The organism is Pseudomonas sp. G1002 (assembly GCF_013385455.1).
GTDB lineage: Bacteria > Pseudomonadota > Gammaproteobacteria > Pseudomonadales > Pseudomonadaceae > Aquipseudomonas.
The window spans coordinates 322,776-340,951 of the sequence record NZ_JACAPY010000028.1; the positions used below are offsets into that span (position 1 = coordinate 322,776).

Below are 18,176 nucleotides of genomic sequence, written 5' to 3' on the forward strand. Positions count from 1 at the left end.
AAGCCCGGCTCCCACATCCACCGCTGGTCTGCTAGGCTCCCGCCCTTCTTCGCCGCCCGTCATATGAGAACCCCCGCGTGCCCGACGCCATTTTGCGCCTCGCCCTGCCCTCGCCCCTGCGCCGCCTGTTCGATTATCGGGCTCCTGCTGGCGTATTGCGGTCGCAGTTGCAGCCCGGCATGCGCGTACGGGTACCGTTTGGCCGGCGGGAGATGATCGGCATCCTGGTGGAAGTCGCCGATCACAGCGAAGTGCCCGCCGAGAAGCTCAAGCCCGCCGTGGCCATCCTCGACAGCACGCCGCCGCTGCCGCCTGCGCTGTTCAAGCTGTGCCTGTGGACCTCGCAGTATTACCAGCACAGCCTCGGCGACACCTTGAGCTGGGCGCTGCCGGTGCTGTTGCGCCAGGGCGAACTGGCCGAGGCGCGTCAGGAGCGTTTCTGGTCGATGGTCCCGGGGGCGCGCATGGACGACCCGCGCATCGCCCGCGCCCCGCGCCAGCGTGAAGCCCTGGCAACCCTGGCCCAGCATCCCCACGGCGTCGCCCATCAGCTGTTAAGCAAGTTGATGCTGAGCAAGGACAGCCTGGATTTGCTACTCGCCAAAGGCCTGGTGCAAGTGGAAATCCGCAAGCACGCCCCCGGCGAGCGCCACGAACACTGGCTGGCCCAGCCGGAACTGCCGCTCAACCCCGAACAACGCGCCGCCTATGAAGCGATTCGCGCCGGTTTCGACAGTTTCCACGCGTTCCTGCTGGCGGGCGTCACCGGCAGCGGCAAGACCGAAGTCTATTTGCAACTGATCCGCGAAACCCTCGAAGCCGGCAAACAGGCACTGGTGCTGATCCCCGAGATCAACCTCGGCCCGCAAACCCTGGCGCGTTTCGAGCAGCGTTTCAACGCGCGCATCGCCCTGGTGCACTCGGCGGTCAACGACCGCGAGCGCCTGGAATCCTGGCTCGCCGCCCGGGACGGCGAGGCCGACATTATTATCGGCACCCGTTCGGCGCTGTTCACCCCGATGAAAAATCCCGGGCTGATCATCATCGACGAAGAACACGACGGCTCCTATAAACAGCAGGAAGGCCTGCGCTACCACGCCCGCGACCTGGCGCTGGTGCGTGCCCGCCAGGAAAACATCCCGATTGTGATGGGCTCGGCCACGCCTTCCCTGGAAAGCCTGCACAACGCCTACACCGGGCGCTACGGCCTGCTGCGTCTCAATGAACGTGCCGGCGGTGCCAAGCAGCCCCGCTTCCTGCGCCTGGATGTAAAAAGTCGCCCGCTGGACAGCGGCATTTCCGGGCCGATGCAGCAAGCCATCGGGCAAACCCTCGCGGCGGGCCAGCAAGTGCTGGTGTTCCTCAACCGCCGGGGTTTTGCGCCGACGCTGCTGTGCCACGACTGCGGCTGGATGTCCGAGTGCAATCGCTGCGATGCGCGAATGACCGTGCACCAGCGCTCCGGCGAGTTGCGCTGCCATCACTGCGGCCATGTGGAACGGGTGCCGCGGCACTGCCCGCAGTGCGGCAAAGTCGACTTGCGACCGGTGGGTGCGGGCACCGAGCGCGCCGAAGAACGACTGGGCATCCTGTTCCCGGATTACCCGGTGCTGCGGGTCGACCGCGACAGCACCTCGCGCAAGGACGCGATGAATCAGTTGTTCGCCACGATCCAGAAGGGCCAGCCGTGCATTCTGGTGGGCACGCAGATGCTTGCCAAAGGGCATCACTTCCCACGGGTGACCCTGGTGTCGATCCTGGATGCCGACGGCGGGCTGTTCTCCGGGGATTTTCGCGCCAGCGAGCGCATGGCGCAGTTGATCGTGCAGGTCGCAGGCCGGGCCGGGCGGGCCGAAGAGCCGGGCAAGGTGATCATCCAGACGCACCTGGCCGACCACCCGCTGCTGATTCAACTGACAGAACAAGGCTACTTTGCCTTCGCCGAACAGGCCTTGAGCGAACGCCGCTCGGCCGGCTTGCCGCCGTTTGCGCATCTGGCGCTGCTGCGGGCCGAAGCGCACAAGCCGGGGCAGGCCGAAGGTTTCCTGGATGAAGCGTGCAGCGAGGCTGAACGTTTGCTGGGGGAACTGGGTCTGACCGGCATCGAGCTATTGGGCCCGGTGCCAGCACCGATGGAACGCCGCGCCGGGCGTTACCGCGCCCAGCTACTCTTGCAAGCCAGTGCCCGCGCGCCGCTGCATCGTTTATTAAGCAGCTGGTTACTTGCGCTGGAGCAAATGCCCAGCGGGCGACAAGTGAGATGGTCGTTGGACGTAGACCCGGTAGATTTGTACTAACCCCCTGTGGCGAGGGAGCTTGCTCCCGCTGGGCTGCGTAGCAGCCCCAAAAAAGCCGGGAGCGCTACGCACTCCAGCGGGAGCAAGCTCCCTCGCCAGAGCAAGCTCCCTCGCCACAGGTTAATCGTCCGTCAAGGTCCCGCGAAGGTTGGCAAGCCCGCCCTCGCCACGGATAATGCCCAGTTTTTCCACCTGCGCATCGCGCGCCACCGCTTGCGGTCGAAAGAGAACACCATGAAAGACACCATTCGCCAGCTGATCCAACAAGCCCTCACCCAACTCGTCAACGAAGGTGTGTTGCCTGAAGGCCTGACGCCGGCGATCCAGGTGGAAAATACCCGCGACAAGACCCACGGTGATTTCGCCAGCAACATCGCGATGATGCTGGCCAAGCCGGCCGGCCTGAAGCCGCGCGACCTGGCGGAAAAAATCATCGCCGCGCTGCCGGCCGACCCGCAGGTGACCAAGGCTGAAATCGCCGGCCCAGGCTTCATCAACTTCTTCCAGAACACCCAGGCCCTGGCTTCGCGCCTGGACGCGGCCCTGGCCGACGCGAAAATCGGCGTGCGCAAGGCCGGCCCGGCACAGCGCGTGGCCATCGACCTGTCGGCACCGAACCTGGCCAAGGAAATGCACGTGGGCCACCTGCGCTCCACCATCATCGGTGACGGCGTGGCGCGGGTCCTGGAGTTCCTCGGCGATGACGTGATCCGCCAGAACCACGTGGGCGACTGGGGTACCCAGTTCGGCATGTTGATGGCCTATCTGCAGGAAAACCCGATCACCAGCAACGAGCTGTCGGACCTGGAGAACTTCTACCGCGCCGCCAAGAAGCGTTTCGACGAATCCGAAGAATTCGCCGACCGCGCCCGTGGCCTGGTGGTCAAGCTGCAAGCCGGCGATGCCGAATGCCTGGAACTGTGGGGCCGCTTCCGCGAGATCTCGCTGTCCCACTGCCAGGAAATCTACGAGCTGCTCAACGTCAAATTGACCATGGCCGACGTGATGGGCGAAAGCGCCTACAACGACGACCTGATCAACGTGGTCAACGACCTCAAGGCCAAGGGCCTGCTGGTTGAAAGCAACGGCGCGCAGTGCGTGTTCCTCGAAGAATTCAAGACCGCCGACGGCGACCCGCTGCCGGTGATCATCGTCAAGGCCGATGGCGGCTACCTCTACGCCACCACCGACCTCGCCGCCGTGCGCTACCGCAGCGGCGTGCTGAAAGCCGACCGTGCCCTGTATTTCGTTGACCAGCGCCAGGCCCTGCACTTCCAGCAAGTGTTCGAAGTGGCGCGCCGCGCCGGTTTCGTGACCCACCCGATGCAGATGGAACACATGGGCTTCGGCACCATGAACGGCGCCGATGGCCGCCCGTTCAAGACCCGTGACGGCGGCACCGTGAAGCTGATCGACCTGCTGAACGAAGCCCAGGACCGCGCCTACAACCTGGTGAAGGAAAAGAACCCGGAGTTGGCCGAAGCCGACCTGCGCAACATCGCCCGCGTCGTGGGGATTGGCGCGGTGAAATACGCCGACCTGTCCAAGCACCGCACCAGCGACTACAGCTTCAACTTCGAATTGATGCTCAACTTCGAAGGCAACACCGCGCCGTACCTGCTGTATGCCTACACACGGGTGGCCGGTGTGTTCCGCAAGCTGGGCAAGGACTTCAGCGAAGTCGAAGGCCAGATCAACCTTGAGGCGCCACACGAGCAGGAACTGGCCGCCAAACTGGCGCAATTCGGCGAAGTGCTGAACAGCGTCGGCGAAAAAGGCACACCGCACATCCTCTGCACCTATTTGTACGAAGTCGCCGGTTTGTTCTCCAGCTTCTACGAGAACTGCCCGATCCTGACCGCAGACGACGAAGCCCAAAAGCAGAGCCGCCTGCGCCTCGCCGCACTGGCAGGACGGACCCTCAAGCAAGGCCTGGAATTGTTGGGCCTGGAAACTCTGGAGCGTATGTAAGTTGGCTGCCAAGAAAAAACCTGCACCCAAGCGCGGCGCCAGCCGCTACCAGGCACCGGCGAAGAAGCCTATTCCGGGCTGGTTGTGGATGGCCATCGGCCTGACGGTCGGCGCGTTTGTGGTGTTCCTGATGAAGCTCGACCCGGGCAAGGGCGATGACGTCAAACGGGTCAAGCAAGAACAGCAGAAGGCCACGAAAATGGCCGAGGCGAACAAGACACCGCCTAGCCCGACTGCGCCAGTGAAGCCGAAGTACGACTTCTACACGCTGCTGCCGGAATCGGAAGTGATCGTGCCGCCGGACGCCGTGCCGGAGAAAACCCTGCCGACGCCGCAGCCGGTGCCGACTACGCCGGTTACCCCGGCGGAAGCAGCGAAGATCGACACGGCCCGGGCCCAGGCTGCGCTGGCCGGGATTACCCCGCCGCCACCGCCGCCGGTCGCCACCACCAAGGCCGCGCCCGTGACCAAGTTCTTCCTGCAGGCGGGCTCGTTCCCGAAACAGGCGGATGCGGACCGTGTGCGCGCGCAGATTATTTTACTGGGGCAGGCGGTGACGGTGGAGTCCGGGACGGTTAAGGATGCGACCTGGTATCGCGTGCTGGTAGGGCCGTTCAGCAACCGTGAACAGCTGACCGTGGCGCAGAAGCAACTGGCCGGCGCCGGGTTTAGCAACCTGTTGTTACAACAACGCCAGAGCCGCTGATTCCGGAAACAGCATCGGGTTAATGTGGGAGCGGGCTTGCTCGCGAATGCGGTAGATCAGTCAATATTTTAGGTGACTGACACACCGCTTTCGCGAGCAAGCCCGCTCCCACATTTGATTTTCATCGGCCTCAGGACCGAGTCCGACACATAAACACCACTCGTCCGCCCTCCCGTCCTACAGTTGAAATCCCCCCCGCCACCCCCATATGAGTTCCATCAGGGCATTTTCGCCCCGCAGCGTGGAGACTCTCCCCTTGACCACCATCGTTTCAGTTCGCCGCCACGGCAAAGTCGTCATGGGCGGCGACGGCCAGGTTTCACTTGGCAATACCGTGATGAAAGGCAACGCGAAAAAAGTCCGTCGCCTGTACCACGGCCAGGTCCTCGCCGGTTTTGCCGGCGCCACCGCTGACGCCTTTACCCTGTTCGAGCGCTTTGAAGGCCAACTTGAGAAGCACCAGGGCCATCTGGTCCGTGCCGCCGTCGAGCTCGCCAAAGAATGGCGCACCGACCGCTCCCTCAGCCGCCTGGAAGCCATGCTGGCCGTCGCCAACAAAGACGCCTCCCTGATCATCACCGGCAACGGCGACGTGGTTGAACCCGAAGAAGGCCTGATCGCCATGGGCTCCGGCGGCGGCTACGCACAAGCGGCGGCCAGCGCCCTGTTGAAGAAAACCGACCTGTCGGCCCGGGAAATCGTCGAGACTGCCCTGGGTATCGCTGGCGACATCTGTGTCTTCACCAACCACAACCTGACCATTGAGGAGCAGGACCTCGCCGAATAAGCCGCAGGCTTATTCCCGCTTGAGGACCGCCAATTACTATGTCCATGACTCCCCGCGAAATCGTCCATGAACTCAATCGCCATATCATCGGCCAGGACGATGCCAAGCGCGCCGTTGCCATCGCCCTGCGTAACCGCTGGCGCCGGATGCAACTGCCCGAAGAATTGCGCGTTGAAGTAACCCCCAAGAACATCCTGATGATCGGCCCGACCGGTGTCGGTAAAACCGAGATCGCCCGGCGCCTGGCCAAGCTGGCCAATGCGCCGTTCATCAAGGTCGAAGCCACCAAGTTCACCGAAGTGGGCTATGTGGGCCGTGACGTCGAGTCGATCATTCGTGACCTGGCCGACGCTGCCCTGAAGCTGCTGCGCGAACAGGAAATGACCAAGGTCAGCCATCGCGCCGAAGACGCCGCTGAAGAACGCATCCTCGACGCCTTGCTGCCACCGGCACGCATGGGCTTCAACGAAGACGCCGCGCCAAGCTCGGATTCCAATACCCGCCAGCTGTTCCGCAAGCGCCTGCGTGAAGGTCAGCTGGACGACAAGGAAATCGAGATCGAAGTCGCCGAAGTGTCCGGCGTCGACATCTCCGCACCGCCTGGCATGGAAGAAATGACCAGCCAGTTGCAGAACCTGTTCGCCAACATGGGCAAAGGCAAGAAGAAAAGCCGCAAGCTCAAGGTGAAGGAAGCGCTGAAACTGGTGCGCGACGAAGAAGCCGGGCGCCTGGTCAATGAGGAAGAACTCAAGGCCAAGGCCCTGGAAGCGGTCGAGCAGCACGGCATCGTGTTCATCGACGAGATCGACAAGGTGGCCAAGCGCGGCAATTCCGGCGGCGTCGACGTGTCCCGCGAAGGCGTGCAGCGCGACCTGCTTCCGCTGATCGAAGGTTGCACCGTCAACACCAAGCTGGGCATGGTCAAGACCGACCACATCCTGTTTATCGCGTCCGGTGCCTTCCACCTGAGCAAGCCAAGCGACCTGGTGCCGGAGCTGCAAGGCCGCCTGCCGATTCGCGTTGAACTGAAAGCGCTGACGCCGGGCGATTTCGAACGCATCCTCAGCGAGCCGCATGCGTCGCTGACCGAGCAATACCGCGAGCTGCTGAAAACCGAAGGCCTGGGGATTGAGTTCCTGCCGGACGGTATCAAGCGTCTGGCGGAGATTGCCTGGCAGGTCAACGAGAAGACCGAGAACATCGGTGCCCGTCGCTTGCACACCCTGCTTGAGCGCCTGCTGGAGGAAGTGTCCTTCAGTGCCGGCGACATGGCGGGCGCGCAGAATGGCGTGGCAATAAAGATCGACGCCGACTACGTCAACAGCCACCTGGGCGAATTGGCGCAGAACGAAGATCTGTCTCGTTATATCCTGTAAGCCTCACGCAGGAACCGCTCTGCTTTAATGTGGGAGCGGGCTTGCTCGCGAATGCGGTGGGTCAGTCACAATTGCATGAACTGACCCACCGCATTCGCGAGCAAGCCCGCTCCCACAGTTTAAAGCCGGTTCCTTCAGGATCATCTCTGAGCGGTTCCCCAAATGACCAAACTGCCTACCGCCATCAACCTGCACAAAGCCTCCAGGACCCTGGGCCTCACCTACGGTCCCGACGAGGTGTATCAACTGCCCGCCGAATTCCTTCGCGTGCACTCCCCCTCCGCCGAGGTCCAGGGCCACGGCAAACCGATCCTGCAATTCGGCAAGCTCAATGTCGGCTTGACCAAGATCGAACCCGCCGGCCAATACGCACTGAAATTGACCTTCGACGATGGCCATGACAGCGGATTGTTCACCTGGGACTACCTCTATCAACTTGCCGTGCGTCAGGACGCGCTGTGGGCTGACTATCTTGCCGAGCTGAAAGCCGCCGGAAAAACCCGCGACCCGAGCCAGTCGGTCGTGCGGCTGATGCTCTAGCCCAGGCCTCTTGCTCATTAGTGGGCATTTTCTAATTCCATCTGCTTGAATGCCCCTCTGTCGTGGCCAACGATTGGCCCGCTTGCGAAAAAAATTAAACTCGGGTAACCAATGGAACTGGCAAGTTCCCTGCATTTGACGATGCGGTATTAACGGTCACCCGAGCAGTAGTACCAGGCTGTGCTGTGTGGCAAGTAGTGGTACACAGCGGTACCCGGTACTCGTCTGTCGGACAATGGAGCGTCGTAGATGAGTAACAAGAACAACGATGACTTGAAACGCCAGGCCTCGGAAAACACCCTGGGGCTGAACCCGATCATCGCGTTACGGAAAAAGGATTTACTGGCATCCGCTCGGATGGTGCTGACCCAGGCCATCAAACAACCGTTGCACAGCGTCAAGCACGTCGCCCATTTCGGCGTCGAATTGAAGAACGTGGTGTTCGGCAAATCACAGCTGACACCCGAGGCCGACGACCGTCGTTTCAACGACCCGGCGTGGACCCAGAACCCGCTCTACAAACGTTACCTGCAAACCTACCTGGCGTGGCGCAAGGAGCTGCACGACTGGATCGGTGACAGCAACCTGTCGGAACACGACATCAGCCGCGGCCACTTCGTCATCAACCTGATGACCGAGGCCATGGCGCCCACCAACAGCGCGGCCAACCCGGCGGCGGTCAAACGCTTCTTTGAAACCGGCGGCAAGAGCCTGCTGGATGGCCTGTCCCACCTGGCCAAGGACATGGTGCACAACGGCGGCATGCCGAGCCAGGTCAACATGGGCGCCTTTGAAGTGGGCAAGAGCCTGGGCACCACCGAAGGCGCCGTAGTGTTTCGCAACGATGTGCTGGAGCTGATCCAGTACCGGCCGATCACCGAGCAGGTGCACGAACGTCCGCTGCTGGTAGTGCCGCCGCAGATCAACAAGTTCTATGTATTCGACCTGAGCCCGGACAAGAGCCTGGCGCGCTTCTGCCTGCGCAATAACCAGCAGACGTTTATCGTCAGTTGGCGCAACCCGACCAAGGCCCAGCGCGAGTGGGGCCTGTCGACCTACATCGAGGCGCTGAAAGAAGCGGTCGATGTGGTGAGCGCGATCACCGGCAGCAAAGACATCAACATGCTCGGCGCCTGCTCCGGCGGCATCACCTGCACCGCCCTGCTGGGCCACTACGCGGCGCTGGGCGAGAAGAAGGTCAACGCCCTGACCCTGCTGGTGAGCGTGCTGGACACCACCCTGGACACCCAGGTGGCGTTGTTCGTCGACGAACAGACCCTGGAAGCGGCCAAGCGCCATTCCTACCAGGCCGGTGTGCTGGAAGGCCGCGACATGGCCAAGGTGTTTGCCTGGATGCGCCCCAATGACCTGATCTGGAACTACTGGGTCAACAACTACCTGCTGGGCAACGAGCCACCGGTGTTCGACATCCTGTTCTGGAACAACGACACCACCCGCTTGCCGGCCGCGTTCCATGGCGACCTGATCGAACTGTTCAAGAACAATCCCTTGGTGCGGGCCAATGCCCTGGAAGTGTGCGGCACGCCGATCGACCTGAAGCAGGTCACTGCCGATATTTATTCTTTGGCCGGCACCAACGACCACATCACACCGTGGCAGTCCTGCTACAAGTCGGCGCAGCTGTTTGGCGGCAAGGTGGAGTTTGTGCTGTCCAGCAGCGGGCATATCCAGAGCATTCTGAACCCGCCGGGCAATCCAAAATCGCGTTACCAGACCAGCGATACGATGCCGGGCAAGGCCCTGGACTGGCAGGAGAACGCCACCAAGCACACCGATTCGTGGTGGTTGCATTGGCAGGCGTGGCAGGCGGAGCGGTCGGGCAAGTTGAAGAAGGCGCCTGCGAACCTGGGCAACAAGACTTATGCAGCGGCGGAAGCGGCGCCGGGCACATACGTTCACGAAAGGTAGGCGGGAATGGGATCAAATGTGGGAGCTGGCTTGCCTGCGATGGCATCAACTCGGTGTGCCTGATACACCGTAGCGTCTGCATCGCAGGCAAGCCAGCTCCCACATTGACCGTGTTCCCGCAGGGAAATAGCGCCACTTTGCAGGGTAAGCCCATGCCGCAACCGTTCATCTTCCGTACCATCGACCTGGATGGCCAAGCCATCCGCACGGCGGTACGCCCGGGCAAGCCTCACTTGACGCCGCTGCTGATTTTCAACGGCATCGGCGCCAACCTTGAGCTGGTGTTTCCGTTCGTCCAGGCCCTGGACCCGGACCTGGAAGTGATTGCCTTTGATGTGCCAGGCGTCGGCGGCTCGTCGACCCCCAGCCGGCCTTATCGCTTTCCCGGCCTGGCCAAACTCACCGCGCGCATGCTCGATTACCTGGACTATGGCCAGGTCAACGCGGTGGGCGTTTCCTGGGGCGGCGCGCTGGCGCAGCAGTTCGCCTATGACTATCCGGAACGCTGCAAGAAGCTGATTCTGGCCGCCACCGCCGCCGGCGCCTTTATGGTGCCGGGCAAGCCGAAAGTCTTGTGGCTGATGGCCAGCCCCCGGCGTTATATCCAACCGTCCCACGTGGTGCGGATTGCACCGATGATCTACGGCGGCTCCTTCCGTCGGGATTCGAAACTGGCCGCCGAACACGCGAGCAAAGTGCGTTCGGCGGGCAAGCTGGGTTACTACTGGCAACTGTTCGCCGGGCTTGGCTGGACCAGCATCCACTGGCTGCACAAGATCAAGCAGCCGACCCTGGTGCTGGCCGGCGACGACGACCCACTGATCCCGCTGATCAACATGCGCATGCTGGCCTGGCGCATTCCCAACGCCCAACTGCACATCATCGACGACGGCCATCTGTTCCTGATTACCCGGGCCGAGGCCGTGGCGCCGATCATCATGAAGTTTCTCCAGGAGGAACGCCTGAGGGCGGTGATTCACCCGCAACCCGCACTTTAGACGAGGGCGGTCAGGACGACCGCGCCGCGCAACTTGGCCAGAACCGACTATGGTTCTGAATTGGCGTGCTTGTTGATGGCTTGACGAAGGAGTGTTGGCGCATGCGAGAAAGACCCGTATCGAACCCGGTGCCCACACCCGCCGCGTTCATCAATATTGAAAGTGCGATCACCGGCCTGCGCGGCCGGGACTTGCTCTCGACCCTGCGCAGCGTCGCCGCACACGGCTTGCGCAACCCCGTGCACACCGCCCGCCACGCCCTGAAGTTGGGCGGGCAATTGGGCCGCGTGCTGCTCGGGGAAACGGTGCACGAGCCGAACCCGAAGGACAGCCGCTTCGCCGACCCGACCTGGCAGCTCAACCCGTTTTATCGGCGCAGCCTGCAAGCCTATCTGAGCTGGCAAAAACAGACCCGCCACTGGATCGACGACAGCAACCTCAGCGCCGACGACCGGGCGCGGGCGCACTTTGCCTTTGCCCTGCTCAACGATGCGGTGTCGCCATCCAACACCCTGCTCAACCCGCTGGCGATCAAGGAGCTGCTCAACTCCGGCGGCAACAGCGTGGTGCGTGGCGTCAGCAACCTGTTCGACGACCTGCTGCACAACAACGGCTTGCCGCGCCAGGTCACCAAGCAGGCCTTTGAAGTCGGCAAGACGGTGGCCACCACACCCGGTTCGGTGGTGTTTCGCAATGAACTGCTGGAGCTGATCCAGTACAAGCCCATGAGCGAAAAACAGTACGCCAAGCCGCTGCTGGTGGTGCCGCCGCAAATCAACAAGTACTACATTTTCGACCTGAGCCCGAACAACAGCTTCGTCCAGTTCGCCCTGAAAAATGGCCTGCAAGTGTTTATGGTCAGCTGGCGCAACCCGGATGTACGCCACCGCGAATGGGGCTTGTCCACCTACGTCGCGGCTTTGGAAGAAGCGCTGAACGTAACCCGCGCAATCACCGGCGCCCGCGAGGTCAACCTGATGGGCGCCTGCGCCGGTGGCCTGACCATCGCCGCGCTGCAAGGCCATCTGCAGGCCAAGCGCCAGCTGCGCCGCATCTCCAGCGCCAGCTACCTGGTGAGCCTGCTGGACAGCCAGATCGACAGCCCCGCCACCCTGTTCGCCGACGAACAGACGCTGGAAGCCGCCAAGCGCCGCTCCTACCAACAAGGCGTACTCGACGGTCGTGACATGGCCAAGGTATTCGCCTGGATGCGTCCCAACGACCTGATCTGGAACTACTGGATCAACAACTACCTGCTGGGCAAGGAACCGCCGGCCTTCGACATCCTGTACTGGAACAACGACAACACCCGCCTGCCCGCCGCGCTGCATGGCGACTTGCTGGACTTCTTCAAGCACAACCCGCTGAGCCACCCCGGCGGCCTGGAGGTGTGCGGCACGCCTGTCGACTTGCAGAAGGTGACGGTGGACAGCTTCAGCGTGGGCGGCATCAACGACCACATCACGCCGTGGGACGCGGTGTACCGCTCCACCCAGCTGCTGGGCGGCGACAAGCGCTTCATTCTGTCCAACAGCGGGCATGTCCAGAGCATCCTCAACCCGCCGGGCAACCCCAAGGCCAACTACGTCGAGAACCTCAAGCTGAGCAGCGACCCGCGCGCCTGGTACTACGACGCCAATCATGTCGAGGGCAGCTGGTGGCCCAACTGGCTGGCGTGGATCCAGCAGCGCTCCGGTGTACAGCGCGAAACACTGACCGCCCTGGGCAACCAGAATTACCCACCGATGGAAGCGGCGCCGGGCACCTATGTGCGAGTCCGCTGAGCCCCACGACAACTTTAAGAAGACTGGATGAAGACCCGCGACCGTATCCTTGAATGTGCCTTGCAGTTGTTCAACCACAAGGGCGAGCCGAACGTGTCGACCATGGAGGTGGCCAATGAAATGGGGATCAGCCCCGGCAATCTCTATTACCACTTCCATGGCAAGGAACCGTTGGTGCTCGGGCTGTTCGAGCGCTTTCAAAACGAATTGGCGCCGTTGCTCGATCCGCCGGAAGACGCACAACTGGCGGCCGAGGATTACTGGCTGTTCCTGCACCTGATCGTGGAGCGCATGGCGCACTATCGGTTTCTGTTCCAGGACCTGTCGAACCTGGCGGGCCGCTTGCCGAAACTGGCCAAGGGCATCCGCAACCTGCTGACGGCGCTCAAGCGCACGCTGGCCTCGTTGCTGGCCCGCCTCAAGACGGATGGGCAACTGGTCAGTGAAACCCAGGCGCTGGGGCAGTTGGTGGAACAGATCACCATGACCTTGCTGTTTTCCCTGGACTACCAGCGGATTCTCGACCGAGAAGGTGAGGTGCGGGTGGTGGTGTACCAGATCATGATGCTGGTGGCCCCGCATCTGCTGATGCCGGCGAGGCTGGCGACAGAGAGGTTGGCGCTGCGCTACCTGGACGACGCGGACTAAAATGTGGGAGCGGGCTTGCTCGCGAAAGCGGAGTGTCAGTCAATACATGTGTGACTGATCCACCGCTTTCGCGAGCAAGCCCGCTCCCACATTGGATTTGTGTTGTTCTGTAGATTCCATAAAAAACGCCCGACCTTCGCAGGCCGGGCGTTTTTATGTGTCCCGTAAAAATCAGGACTGACTGGTAGGCGTCGGGCTTGCCGGCGTTGCAGTCGGGGTAGCAGCAGGCGTCGGTGGCGTGACCGAGTTGGTCGCCGGCGCTGCAGTTGCAGGCTTGGCCGCTACCGCTGGCTTCGGCGCTGCTGGCTTTTTGGCTACGGCCGGCTTCTTCGCCGCAGCCGGTTTTGCAGCTGGCTTGGCCGCTGCAGGTTTGGCAGCCGCAGGCTTGGCGGCGGGTTTGGCAGCAACCGGCTTGGCTGCAGGTTTCGCAGCGGCTGGCTTGGCAGCAGCAGGTTTGGCGGCAGCGGTTTTCGCCGCTGGCTTGGCTGCTGCTTTTGCTGCCGGCTTGGCTGCAGGTTTCGCCGCAGGTTTTGCAGCTGCTTTAGCGGCCACTGGTTTAGCGGCAGGTTTGGCGGCCGGTTTAGCCGCTGCGGTTTTCGCCGCAGGCTTGGCAGCCGGTTTTGCAGCAGCTTTGGCCGGCGCCTTGGCGGCTGGCTTGGCTGCCGGTTTGGCGGCGGCCTTGACCAGCGGTTTAGCGGCGGTTTTAGCAGCAGGCTTGGCCGCTGCAGTTTTCGCCGCAGGCTTGGCAGCCGGTTTAGCCGCTGCAGTTTTAGCCGCAACTGGCGCAGCTTTGAGGCCGGTGAGTTTTTCGATTTGCCTGGTCAAGGTATCGACCTTGCTGTGCAGCGCTTTCACTTCAGTACGGCTAGGTACGCCCAGTCGCGAAATGGCACTGTTCAGGCGCTTGTCAAAAGCCCCTTCCAGTTCGCCCCACTTGTCGCTGATACGTGATTTGGCAGAACCGGCGGAAGCCTTTGCCGCATCGACTTGTTTACCCACTGTGCTCTTGGTCAACTTCTCGGCCTTCTCGCCGTCTTTAACCAAAGTCTCGAAGTATTTACCGCCGTCACTGCTCACCTTCGAGTACACGCCTAAACCGGCCAGCCAGATCTTGCGGGAGTATTTTTCAACTTCCCCGATCCACGAGCTGCCTTCTTTATCAGTAGTCTTTTTACCAGCCATCCCGTTGTCTCCTTAGTGTTTACGCGCGACACGTTCGAGCAATGCCGTCAGCTCATCGAGCTTAGCAGAGAGTGTCTCCACGTCATGTTTAGACGGAATGCCGATCCGATTCAAGGCACTTCCAACACGACTATCAAAAGCGCTTTCAACTTTATCCAGTTGCACTTCGACTCGACCTTTGACGCCGAAGACTTCGCTCTTGACTTGATCAATCTGACTGTTGGCTGCATCAAGTTGTTCAATCACAACTTTTTTGCCTTTACTTTCAACATGTTGACCAGTCTTAACCAGCTCTTTGAAGTACTCGGCGCCCTCGCTTCCGACCTTGGCGTAAGCCCCCAAACCGGCCAGCCAGATCTTGCGGGCATAGGATTTAACGTCAGTCAGGGCGTTAGTTCCGGTAGCAATTTTTTTCTTCAAAATAACTTTGGCCATGGTGCACCTCACGCATAAAGGGGGGAGGAACTGCCCACAGAAGTTGGGGGCTTGGGCACAAAGTAGGCAGAAAAATTAGAATCGGCACCCTAAGAAGGTCGCAAATCAGGCCAGGGCTTTATCCAGCGCCTTCTCGATTTCGGACTTGATGGTGCCACTCATGGCCGACATCAACAGACCCAGCTCGACTTCAATCCGCAGGGAATCTTCCGCCACTTTCACGGTGCCTTTAACGCCCGAACGTTTGAGGTTCAGTGTGTCGCCGGCCCACGAAGACTCCAGGCCATATTGCTCCTTGAGTTTGCTCGCCAACTTGTCGGCTTTTTCTCGGGCAGCGTCTTTGCCCAGTGTGTGGGCACGTTCAACCTGTATACGGGCCATTTGAATGACTCCTCGTTATAGAGACTTGTCGACCCGCCATGCGGCAAAAGGTCTCGGTGACCACCTATCTTACCTTCAGCCTTGCCAAGACAAAGCATGCCTTGGGGATTAGAATGCCCCCATTCTCTTTTGGTGACAGCGATATGACTGATCAGCGCAAAGGCAGCGATGCCGAACCCACCACTCACTTCGGCTTCAAGAACGTCCCGGAAAGCCAGAAAGCGGAAAAAGTCGCCGAGGTGTTCCACTCGGTAGCCGCCAAGTACGACTTGATGAACGACGTGCTCTCCGGCGGCATGCACCGTCTGTGGAAGCGCTTCACCATTGAGTTGTCGGGTGTACGCACCGGCAACCGTGTGCTGGATATCGCAGGCGGCACGGGCGACCTGGCCGCCAAGTTCTCCAAGCTGGTGGGCCCCACCGGGCAGGTGGTACTGGCCGACATCAACGGCTCGATGCTCAAGGTCGGTCGTGATCGCCTGCTGGACAAAGGTGTGGCGGGCAATATCGAGTTCGTCCAGGCCGACGCTGAAAAGCTGCCGTTCCCGGACAACCACTTCGACTGCGTGACCATCGCCTTCGGCCTGCGTAACGTGACCCACAAGGAAGACGCACTGCGCTCGATGCTGCGCGTACTCAAGCCCGGCGGTCGCCTGCTGGTGCTGGAGTTCTCCAAGCCGACCAACGCACTGATGTCCAAGGTCTACGACACCTACTCGTTCGCCTTCATGCCGTTGATGGGCAAGCTGATCACCAATGACGCCGAAAGCTACCGCTACCTGGCCGAATCGATCCGCATGCACCCGAACCAGGAAACCCTGAAGTCGATGATGGTAGAGGCCGGTTTCGACCGCGTGACCTACCACAACATGACCTCGGGCATCGTCGCCCTGCACCGCGGCATCAAGCCCTGATGCTGTTCGCAGGCCTTCTCGCCAGCGTCGAACACGGCCTCAACCGTGTACTGCGCCTGGACAGCACCGCCCTGGCACGGCTGGCGCACCTGAACGGCAGGATCATCGCCGTCGACTGCACCAGCCCCGCCTTGCAGCTGTTTATCCTGCCCAGCGATGAAGGCCTGTTGCTTGCGTCCCACTGGGCCGCCGACGCCGACTGCACCCTGCGTGCTTCCGGCTCAAGCCTGCTGCGCCTGGCCCTGAGCCGAAACAAGACGGCGATCCTCCACGGCCCGGACGTGGAACTTGAAGGCGACAGCGCGGTGCTGATGGACCTGGCCGCCGTGCTGCAAGACCTGGAACTGGACTGGGAATACGAGCTGTCACGTTGGCTCGGCCCGGTGGCCACCCAACTGATCAGCGGTCATCTGCGCAGCCGTACGCGCTGGTACCAGCAGGGTTTCGCCAGCCTGAACCAGAACCTCGCCGAATACCTGAGCGAAGAATCGCGCACCCTGGTCGGACAACGGGAAGCGGAAGCGCGCTTTCGCGAACTCGACCAGGCCAAACTCGACCTGGAACGACTTGAGGCGCGCTTCGAGCGCCTGAGCCGCTCCCTTGATTCAAGCGATAACGCATGAAGCTGCTCGCCGTCCGCCGTTTGTTTCGTATCCAGCGCGTCGTAATCCGCTACCGCCTCGATGACCTGCTGTTCGCCCTGCCGCTGCCGTGGTTTCTGCTGGCGGTGCGCTATGTGCTGCCGTGGCGCTGGTTCCCGCGCAAGACCCTCGAGCTGAGCCGTGGCGCGCGCCTGCGCCTGGCGTTGCAGGACCTGGGGCCGATCTTCATCAAGTTCGGGCAGATCCTCTCCACCCGCCGCGACCTGTTGCCCGAAGACATCGCCGACGAACTGATGCTGTTGCAGGACCGCGTGCCGCCGTTCGACTCGCAACTGGCAGTCACGTTGATTGAAGAACAGCTGGGCAAGAAGATCAGCGAAGTCTTCAGCCGCTTCGACATCGCGCCGCTGGCCTCGGCCTCGGTGGCCCAGGTGCATGCCGCGCAACTGAAAAGCGGCGAAGAAGTGGTGGTGAAGGTGATCCGCCCGGGCCTCAAGCCGATCATCGGCCAGGACCTGGCGTGGCTGTTCATCCTTGCCCGCGCCGCCGAGCGCTTTTCTGCCGATGCACGCCTGCTGCACCCGGTAGACGTGGTGCTGGACTACGAAAAAACCATCTACGACGAACTCGACCTGCTGCGCGAAGCGGCCAACGCCAGCCAGCTCAAGCGCAACTTCGAAGGCTCGCAGCTGCTGTACGTGCCGCAAGTCTATTGGGACTGGTGCCGCCCGAAAGTGCTGGTGATGGAGCGCATCTACGGCGTGCAGGTCACCGACCTGGCGACCCTGGCCGACCAGCGCACCGACATGAAGATGCTTGCCGAGCGCGGCGTGGAGATTTTCTTCACCCAGGTGTTCCGCGACAGCTTCTTCCACGCCGACATGCACCCCGGCAACATTTTCGTCAGCACCGTGAACCCGTGGAGCCCGCAGTACATTGCGATCGACTGCGGCATCGTCGGCAGCCTGACCCCGGAAGACCAGGATTACCTGGCGCGCAACCTGTTCGCTTTCTTCAAGCGTGACTACCGCCGCGTGGCGCAGTTGCACATCGATTCGGGCTGGGTGCCGGCCGAAACCAAGCTCAACGAATTCGAAGCGGCGATCCGCACTGTGTGCGAGCCGATCTTTGAAAAACCGTTAAAGGATATTTCCTTCGGTCAGGTGCTGATGCGTCTGTTCCAGACGGCGCGGCGCTTCAATATGGAAGTGCAGCCGCAGTTGGTACTGTTGCAAAAGACCCTGCTGAACATCGAAGGCCTGGGCCGCCAGCTGTACCCGGACCTCGACCTGTGGAACACCGCCCAGCCGTTCCTCGAGCGCTGGATGCGGGACCGTATCAGCCCGAAAACCCTGCTGGGCAACCTGCAAAGCCAGGTCGAGCAACTGCCGCACCTGGCTAACATGACCCGTGACCTGCTGGAGCGCATGTCCCAGCCCCACGCCAAGGACCCGGCACCGCCGTGGCACAAGCGCAAGGACGACTGGTTCCTGCGCCTGCTGGGCGCCGCGCACCTGGTGGGCGGTACGATACTGGCCGCCGGCGGGCCGTTGAATGAACTGGGCCACTGGCCGGCCGGCATCATGGTCGCGGTGGGCGTGTATCTGATCGTGCGTCGATAGCCAA

16 protein-coding genes are annotated in these 18,176 nt (G+C 61.7%); 13 read left to right on the plus strand and 3 right to left on the minus strand.

What is annotated here, in order from left to right; translation table 11 throughout:
• Positions 1–77 precede the first annotated feature (77 nt).
• The 10 genes from HX801_RS19210 (at position 78) to HX801_RS19255 (ending at position 13,036) form a co-directional block, all read left to right on the plus strand.
• Entirely contained in the window at positions 78–2,297 is a 2,220-nt protein-coding gene (locus HX801_RS19210; RefSeq protein WP_177022524.1) for a primosomal protein N', read from the plus strand.
• Positions 2,298–2,531: 234 nt separating this feature from the next.
• On the plus strand, positions 2,532–4,268 hold the full coding sequence (gene argS, locus HX801_RS19215; RefSeq protein WP_003209327.1) for an arginine--tRNA ligase: 1,737 nt from the start codon (positions 2,532–2,534) through the stop codon (positions 4,266–4,268).
• A 1-nt stretch (position 4,269) separates the two neighbouring features.
• Positions 4,270–4,974, plus strand: a complete 705-nt coding sequence (locus HX801_RS19220; protein ID WP_003209324.1) for an SPOR domain-containing protein — start codon at positions 4,270–4,272, stop codon at positions 4,972–4,974.
• A gap of 256 nt (positions 4,975–5,230) precedes the next feature.
• Positions 5,231–5,761: an ATP-dependent protease subunit HslV gene (gene hslV / locus HX801_RS19225; protein WP_003209323.1), complete on the plus strand. Its 531-nt coding sequence runs from the start codon at positions 5,231–5,233 to the stop codon at positions 5,759–5,761.
• 38 nt (positions 5,762–5,799) lie between these two features.
• The gene (gene hslU, locus HX801_RS19230; RefSeq protein ID WP_003209321.1) at positions 5,800–7,137 is read left to right on the plus strand and encodes an ATP-dependent protease ATPase subunit HslU; all 1,338 of its coding nucleotides are present in this window, start codon (positions 5,800–5,802) and stop codon (positions 7,135–7,137) included.
• A gap of 162 nt (positions 7,138–7,299) precedes the next feature.
• Positions 7,300–7,677, plus strand: a complete 378-nt coding sequence (locus HX801_RS19235) for a gamma-butyrobetaine hydroxylase-like domain-containing protein (protein ID WP_003209319.1) — start codon at positions 7,300–7,302, stop codon at positions 7,675–7,677.
• A gap of 249 nt (positions 7,678–7,926) precedes the next feature.
• Entirely contained in the window at positions 7,927–9,606 is a 1,680-nt protein-coding gene (phaC, locus tag HX801_RS19240; protein ID WP_003209318.1) for a class II poly(R)-hydroxyalkanoic acid synthase, read from the plus strand.
• Positions 9,607–9,758: 152 nt separating this feature from the next.
• The gene (phaZ, locus tag HX801_RS19245) at positions 9,759–10,604 is read left to right on the plus strand and encodes a poly(3-hydroxyalkanoate) depolymerase (RefSeq protein WP_003209316.1); all 846 of its coding nucleotides are present in this window, start codon (positions 9,759–9,761) and stop codon (positions 10,602–10,604) included.
• Between the two features lie 101 nt (positions 10,605–10,705).
• Complete coding sequence (gene phaC / locus HX801_RS19250) at positions 10,706–12,388, plus strand: class II poly(R)-hydroxyalkanoic acid synthase (RefSeq protein ID WP_003209314.1); 1,683 nt, start codon at positions 10,706–10,708, stop codon at positions 12,386–12,388.
• Positions 12,389–12,415: 27 nt separating this feature from the next.
• Positions 12,416–13,036, plus strand: a complete 621-nt coding sequence (locus tag HX801_RS19255) for a TetR/AcrR family transcriptional regulator (protein WP_003209312.1) — start codon at positions 12,416–12,418, stop codon at positions 13,034–13,036.
• Positions 13,037–13,207: 171 nt separating this feature from the next.
• Here HX801_RS19255 and HX801_RS19260 read toward each other — a convergent pair whose 3' ends face one another.
• From HX801_RS19260 to HX801_RS19270, 3 genes are all read right to left on the minus strand, one after another.
• Positions 13,208–14,218 carry a phasin family protein gene (locus HX801_RS19260; RefSeq protein ID WP_102367937.1) on the minus strand — a complete coding sequence of 337 codons (1,011 nt, stop codon included), beginning with the start codon at positions 14,216–14,218 and terminating at the stop codon, positions 13,208–13,210.
• A 12-nt stretch (positions 14,219–14,230) separates the two neighbouring features.
• Complete coding sequence (locus HX801_RS19265; protein WP_087692913.1) at positions 14,231–14,653, minus strand: phasin family protein; 423 nt, start codon at positions 14,651–14,653, stop codon at positions 14,231–14,233.
• Positions 14,654–14,758: 105 nt separating this feature from the next.
• Entirely contained in the window at positions 14,759–15,034 is a 276-nt protein-coding gene (locus HX801_RS19270; protein ID WP_008439272.1) for a polyhydroxyalkanoic acid system family protein, read from the minus strand.
• 143 nt (positions 15,035–15,177) lie between these two features.
• Between HX801_RS19270 and ubiE the strand changes: the two genes are divergently transcribed.
• From ubiE to ubiB, 3 genes are read left to right on the plus strand one after another with little or no spacing between them, the layout of a single operon-like run.
• On the plus strand, positions 15,178–15,948 hold the full coding sequence (gene ubiE / locus HX801_RS19275) for a bifunctional demethylmenaquinone methyltransferase/2-methoxy-6-polyprenyl-1,4-benzoquinol methylase UbiE (RefSeq protein ID WP_003209306.1): 771 nt from the start codon (positions 15,178–15,180) through the stop codon (positions 15,946–15,948).
• A complete protein-coding gene (locus tag HX801_RS19280; protein ID WP_177022525.1) occupies positions 15,948–16,571 on the plus strand; it encodes an SCP2 domain-containing protein in 624 nt (207 codons plus the stop codon). Before ubiE ends, HX801_RS19280 begins: the two co-directional genes overlap by 1 nt.
• Complete coding sequence (gene ubiB / locus HX801_RS19285; RefSeq protein ID WP_003209302.1) at positions 16,568–18,172, plus strand: ubiquinone biosynthesis regulatory protein kinase UbiB; 1,605 nt, start codon at positions 16,568–16,570, stop codon at positions 18,170–18,172. Before HX801_RS19280 ends, ubiB begins: the two co-directional genes overlap by 4 nt.
• The last annotated feature ends 4 nt before the right edge of the window (positions 18,173–18,176 follow it).

Coding starts and splice junctions, on each gene's coding strand:
- argS (WP_003209327.1), top strand. CDS start 2,532: ATGAAAGACACCATTCGCCAGCTGATCCAACAAGCCCTCACCCAACTC.
- ubiB (WP_003209302.1), top strand. CDS start 16,568: ATGAAGCTGCTCGCCGTCCGCCGTTTGTTTCGTATCCAGCGCGTCGTA.
- HX801_RS19255 (WP_003209312.1), top strand. CDS start 12,416: ATGAAGACCCGCGACCGTATCCTTGAATGTGCCTTGCAGTTGTTCAAC.
- phaC (WP_003209314.1), top strand. CDS start 10,706: ATGCGAGAAAGACCCGTATCGAACCCGGTGCCCACACCCGCCGCGTTC.
- HX801_RS19280 (WP_177022525.1), top strand. CDS start 15,948: ATGCTGTTCGCAGGCCTTCTCGCCAGCGTCGAACACGGCCTCAACCGT.
- HX801_RS19260 (WP_102367937.1), bottom strand. CDS start 14,218: ATGGCTGGTAAAAAGACTACTGATAAAGAAGGCAGCTCGTGGATCGGG.
- phaC (WP_003209318.1), top strand. CDS start 7,927: ATGAGTAACAAGAACAACGATGACTTGAAACGCCAGGCCTCGGAAAAC.
- HX801_RS19235 (WP_003209319.1), top strand. CDS start 7,300: ATGACCAAACTGCCTACCGCCATCAACCTGCACAAAGCCTCCAGGACC.
- HX801_RS19270 (WP_008439272.1), bottom strand. CDS start 15,034: ATGGCCCGTATACAGGTTGAACGTGCCCACACACTGGGCAAAGACGCT.
- ubiE (WP_003209306.1), top strand. CDS start 15,178: ATGACTGATCAGCGCAAAGGCAGCGATGCCGAACCCACCACTCACTTC.
- hslU (WP_003209321.1), top strand. CDS start 5,800: ATGTCCATGACTCCCCGCGAAATCGTCCATGAACTCAATCGCCATATC.
- HX801_RS19265 (WP_087692913.1), bottom strand. CDS start 14,653: ATGGCCAAAGTTATTTTGAAGAAAAAAATTGCTACCGGAACTAACGCC.
- phaZ (WP_003209316.1), top strand. CDS start 9,759: ATGCCGCAACCGTTCATCTTCCGTACCATCGACCTGGATGGCCAAGCC.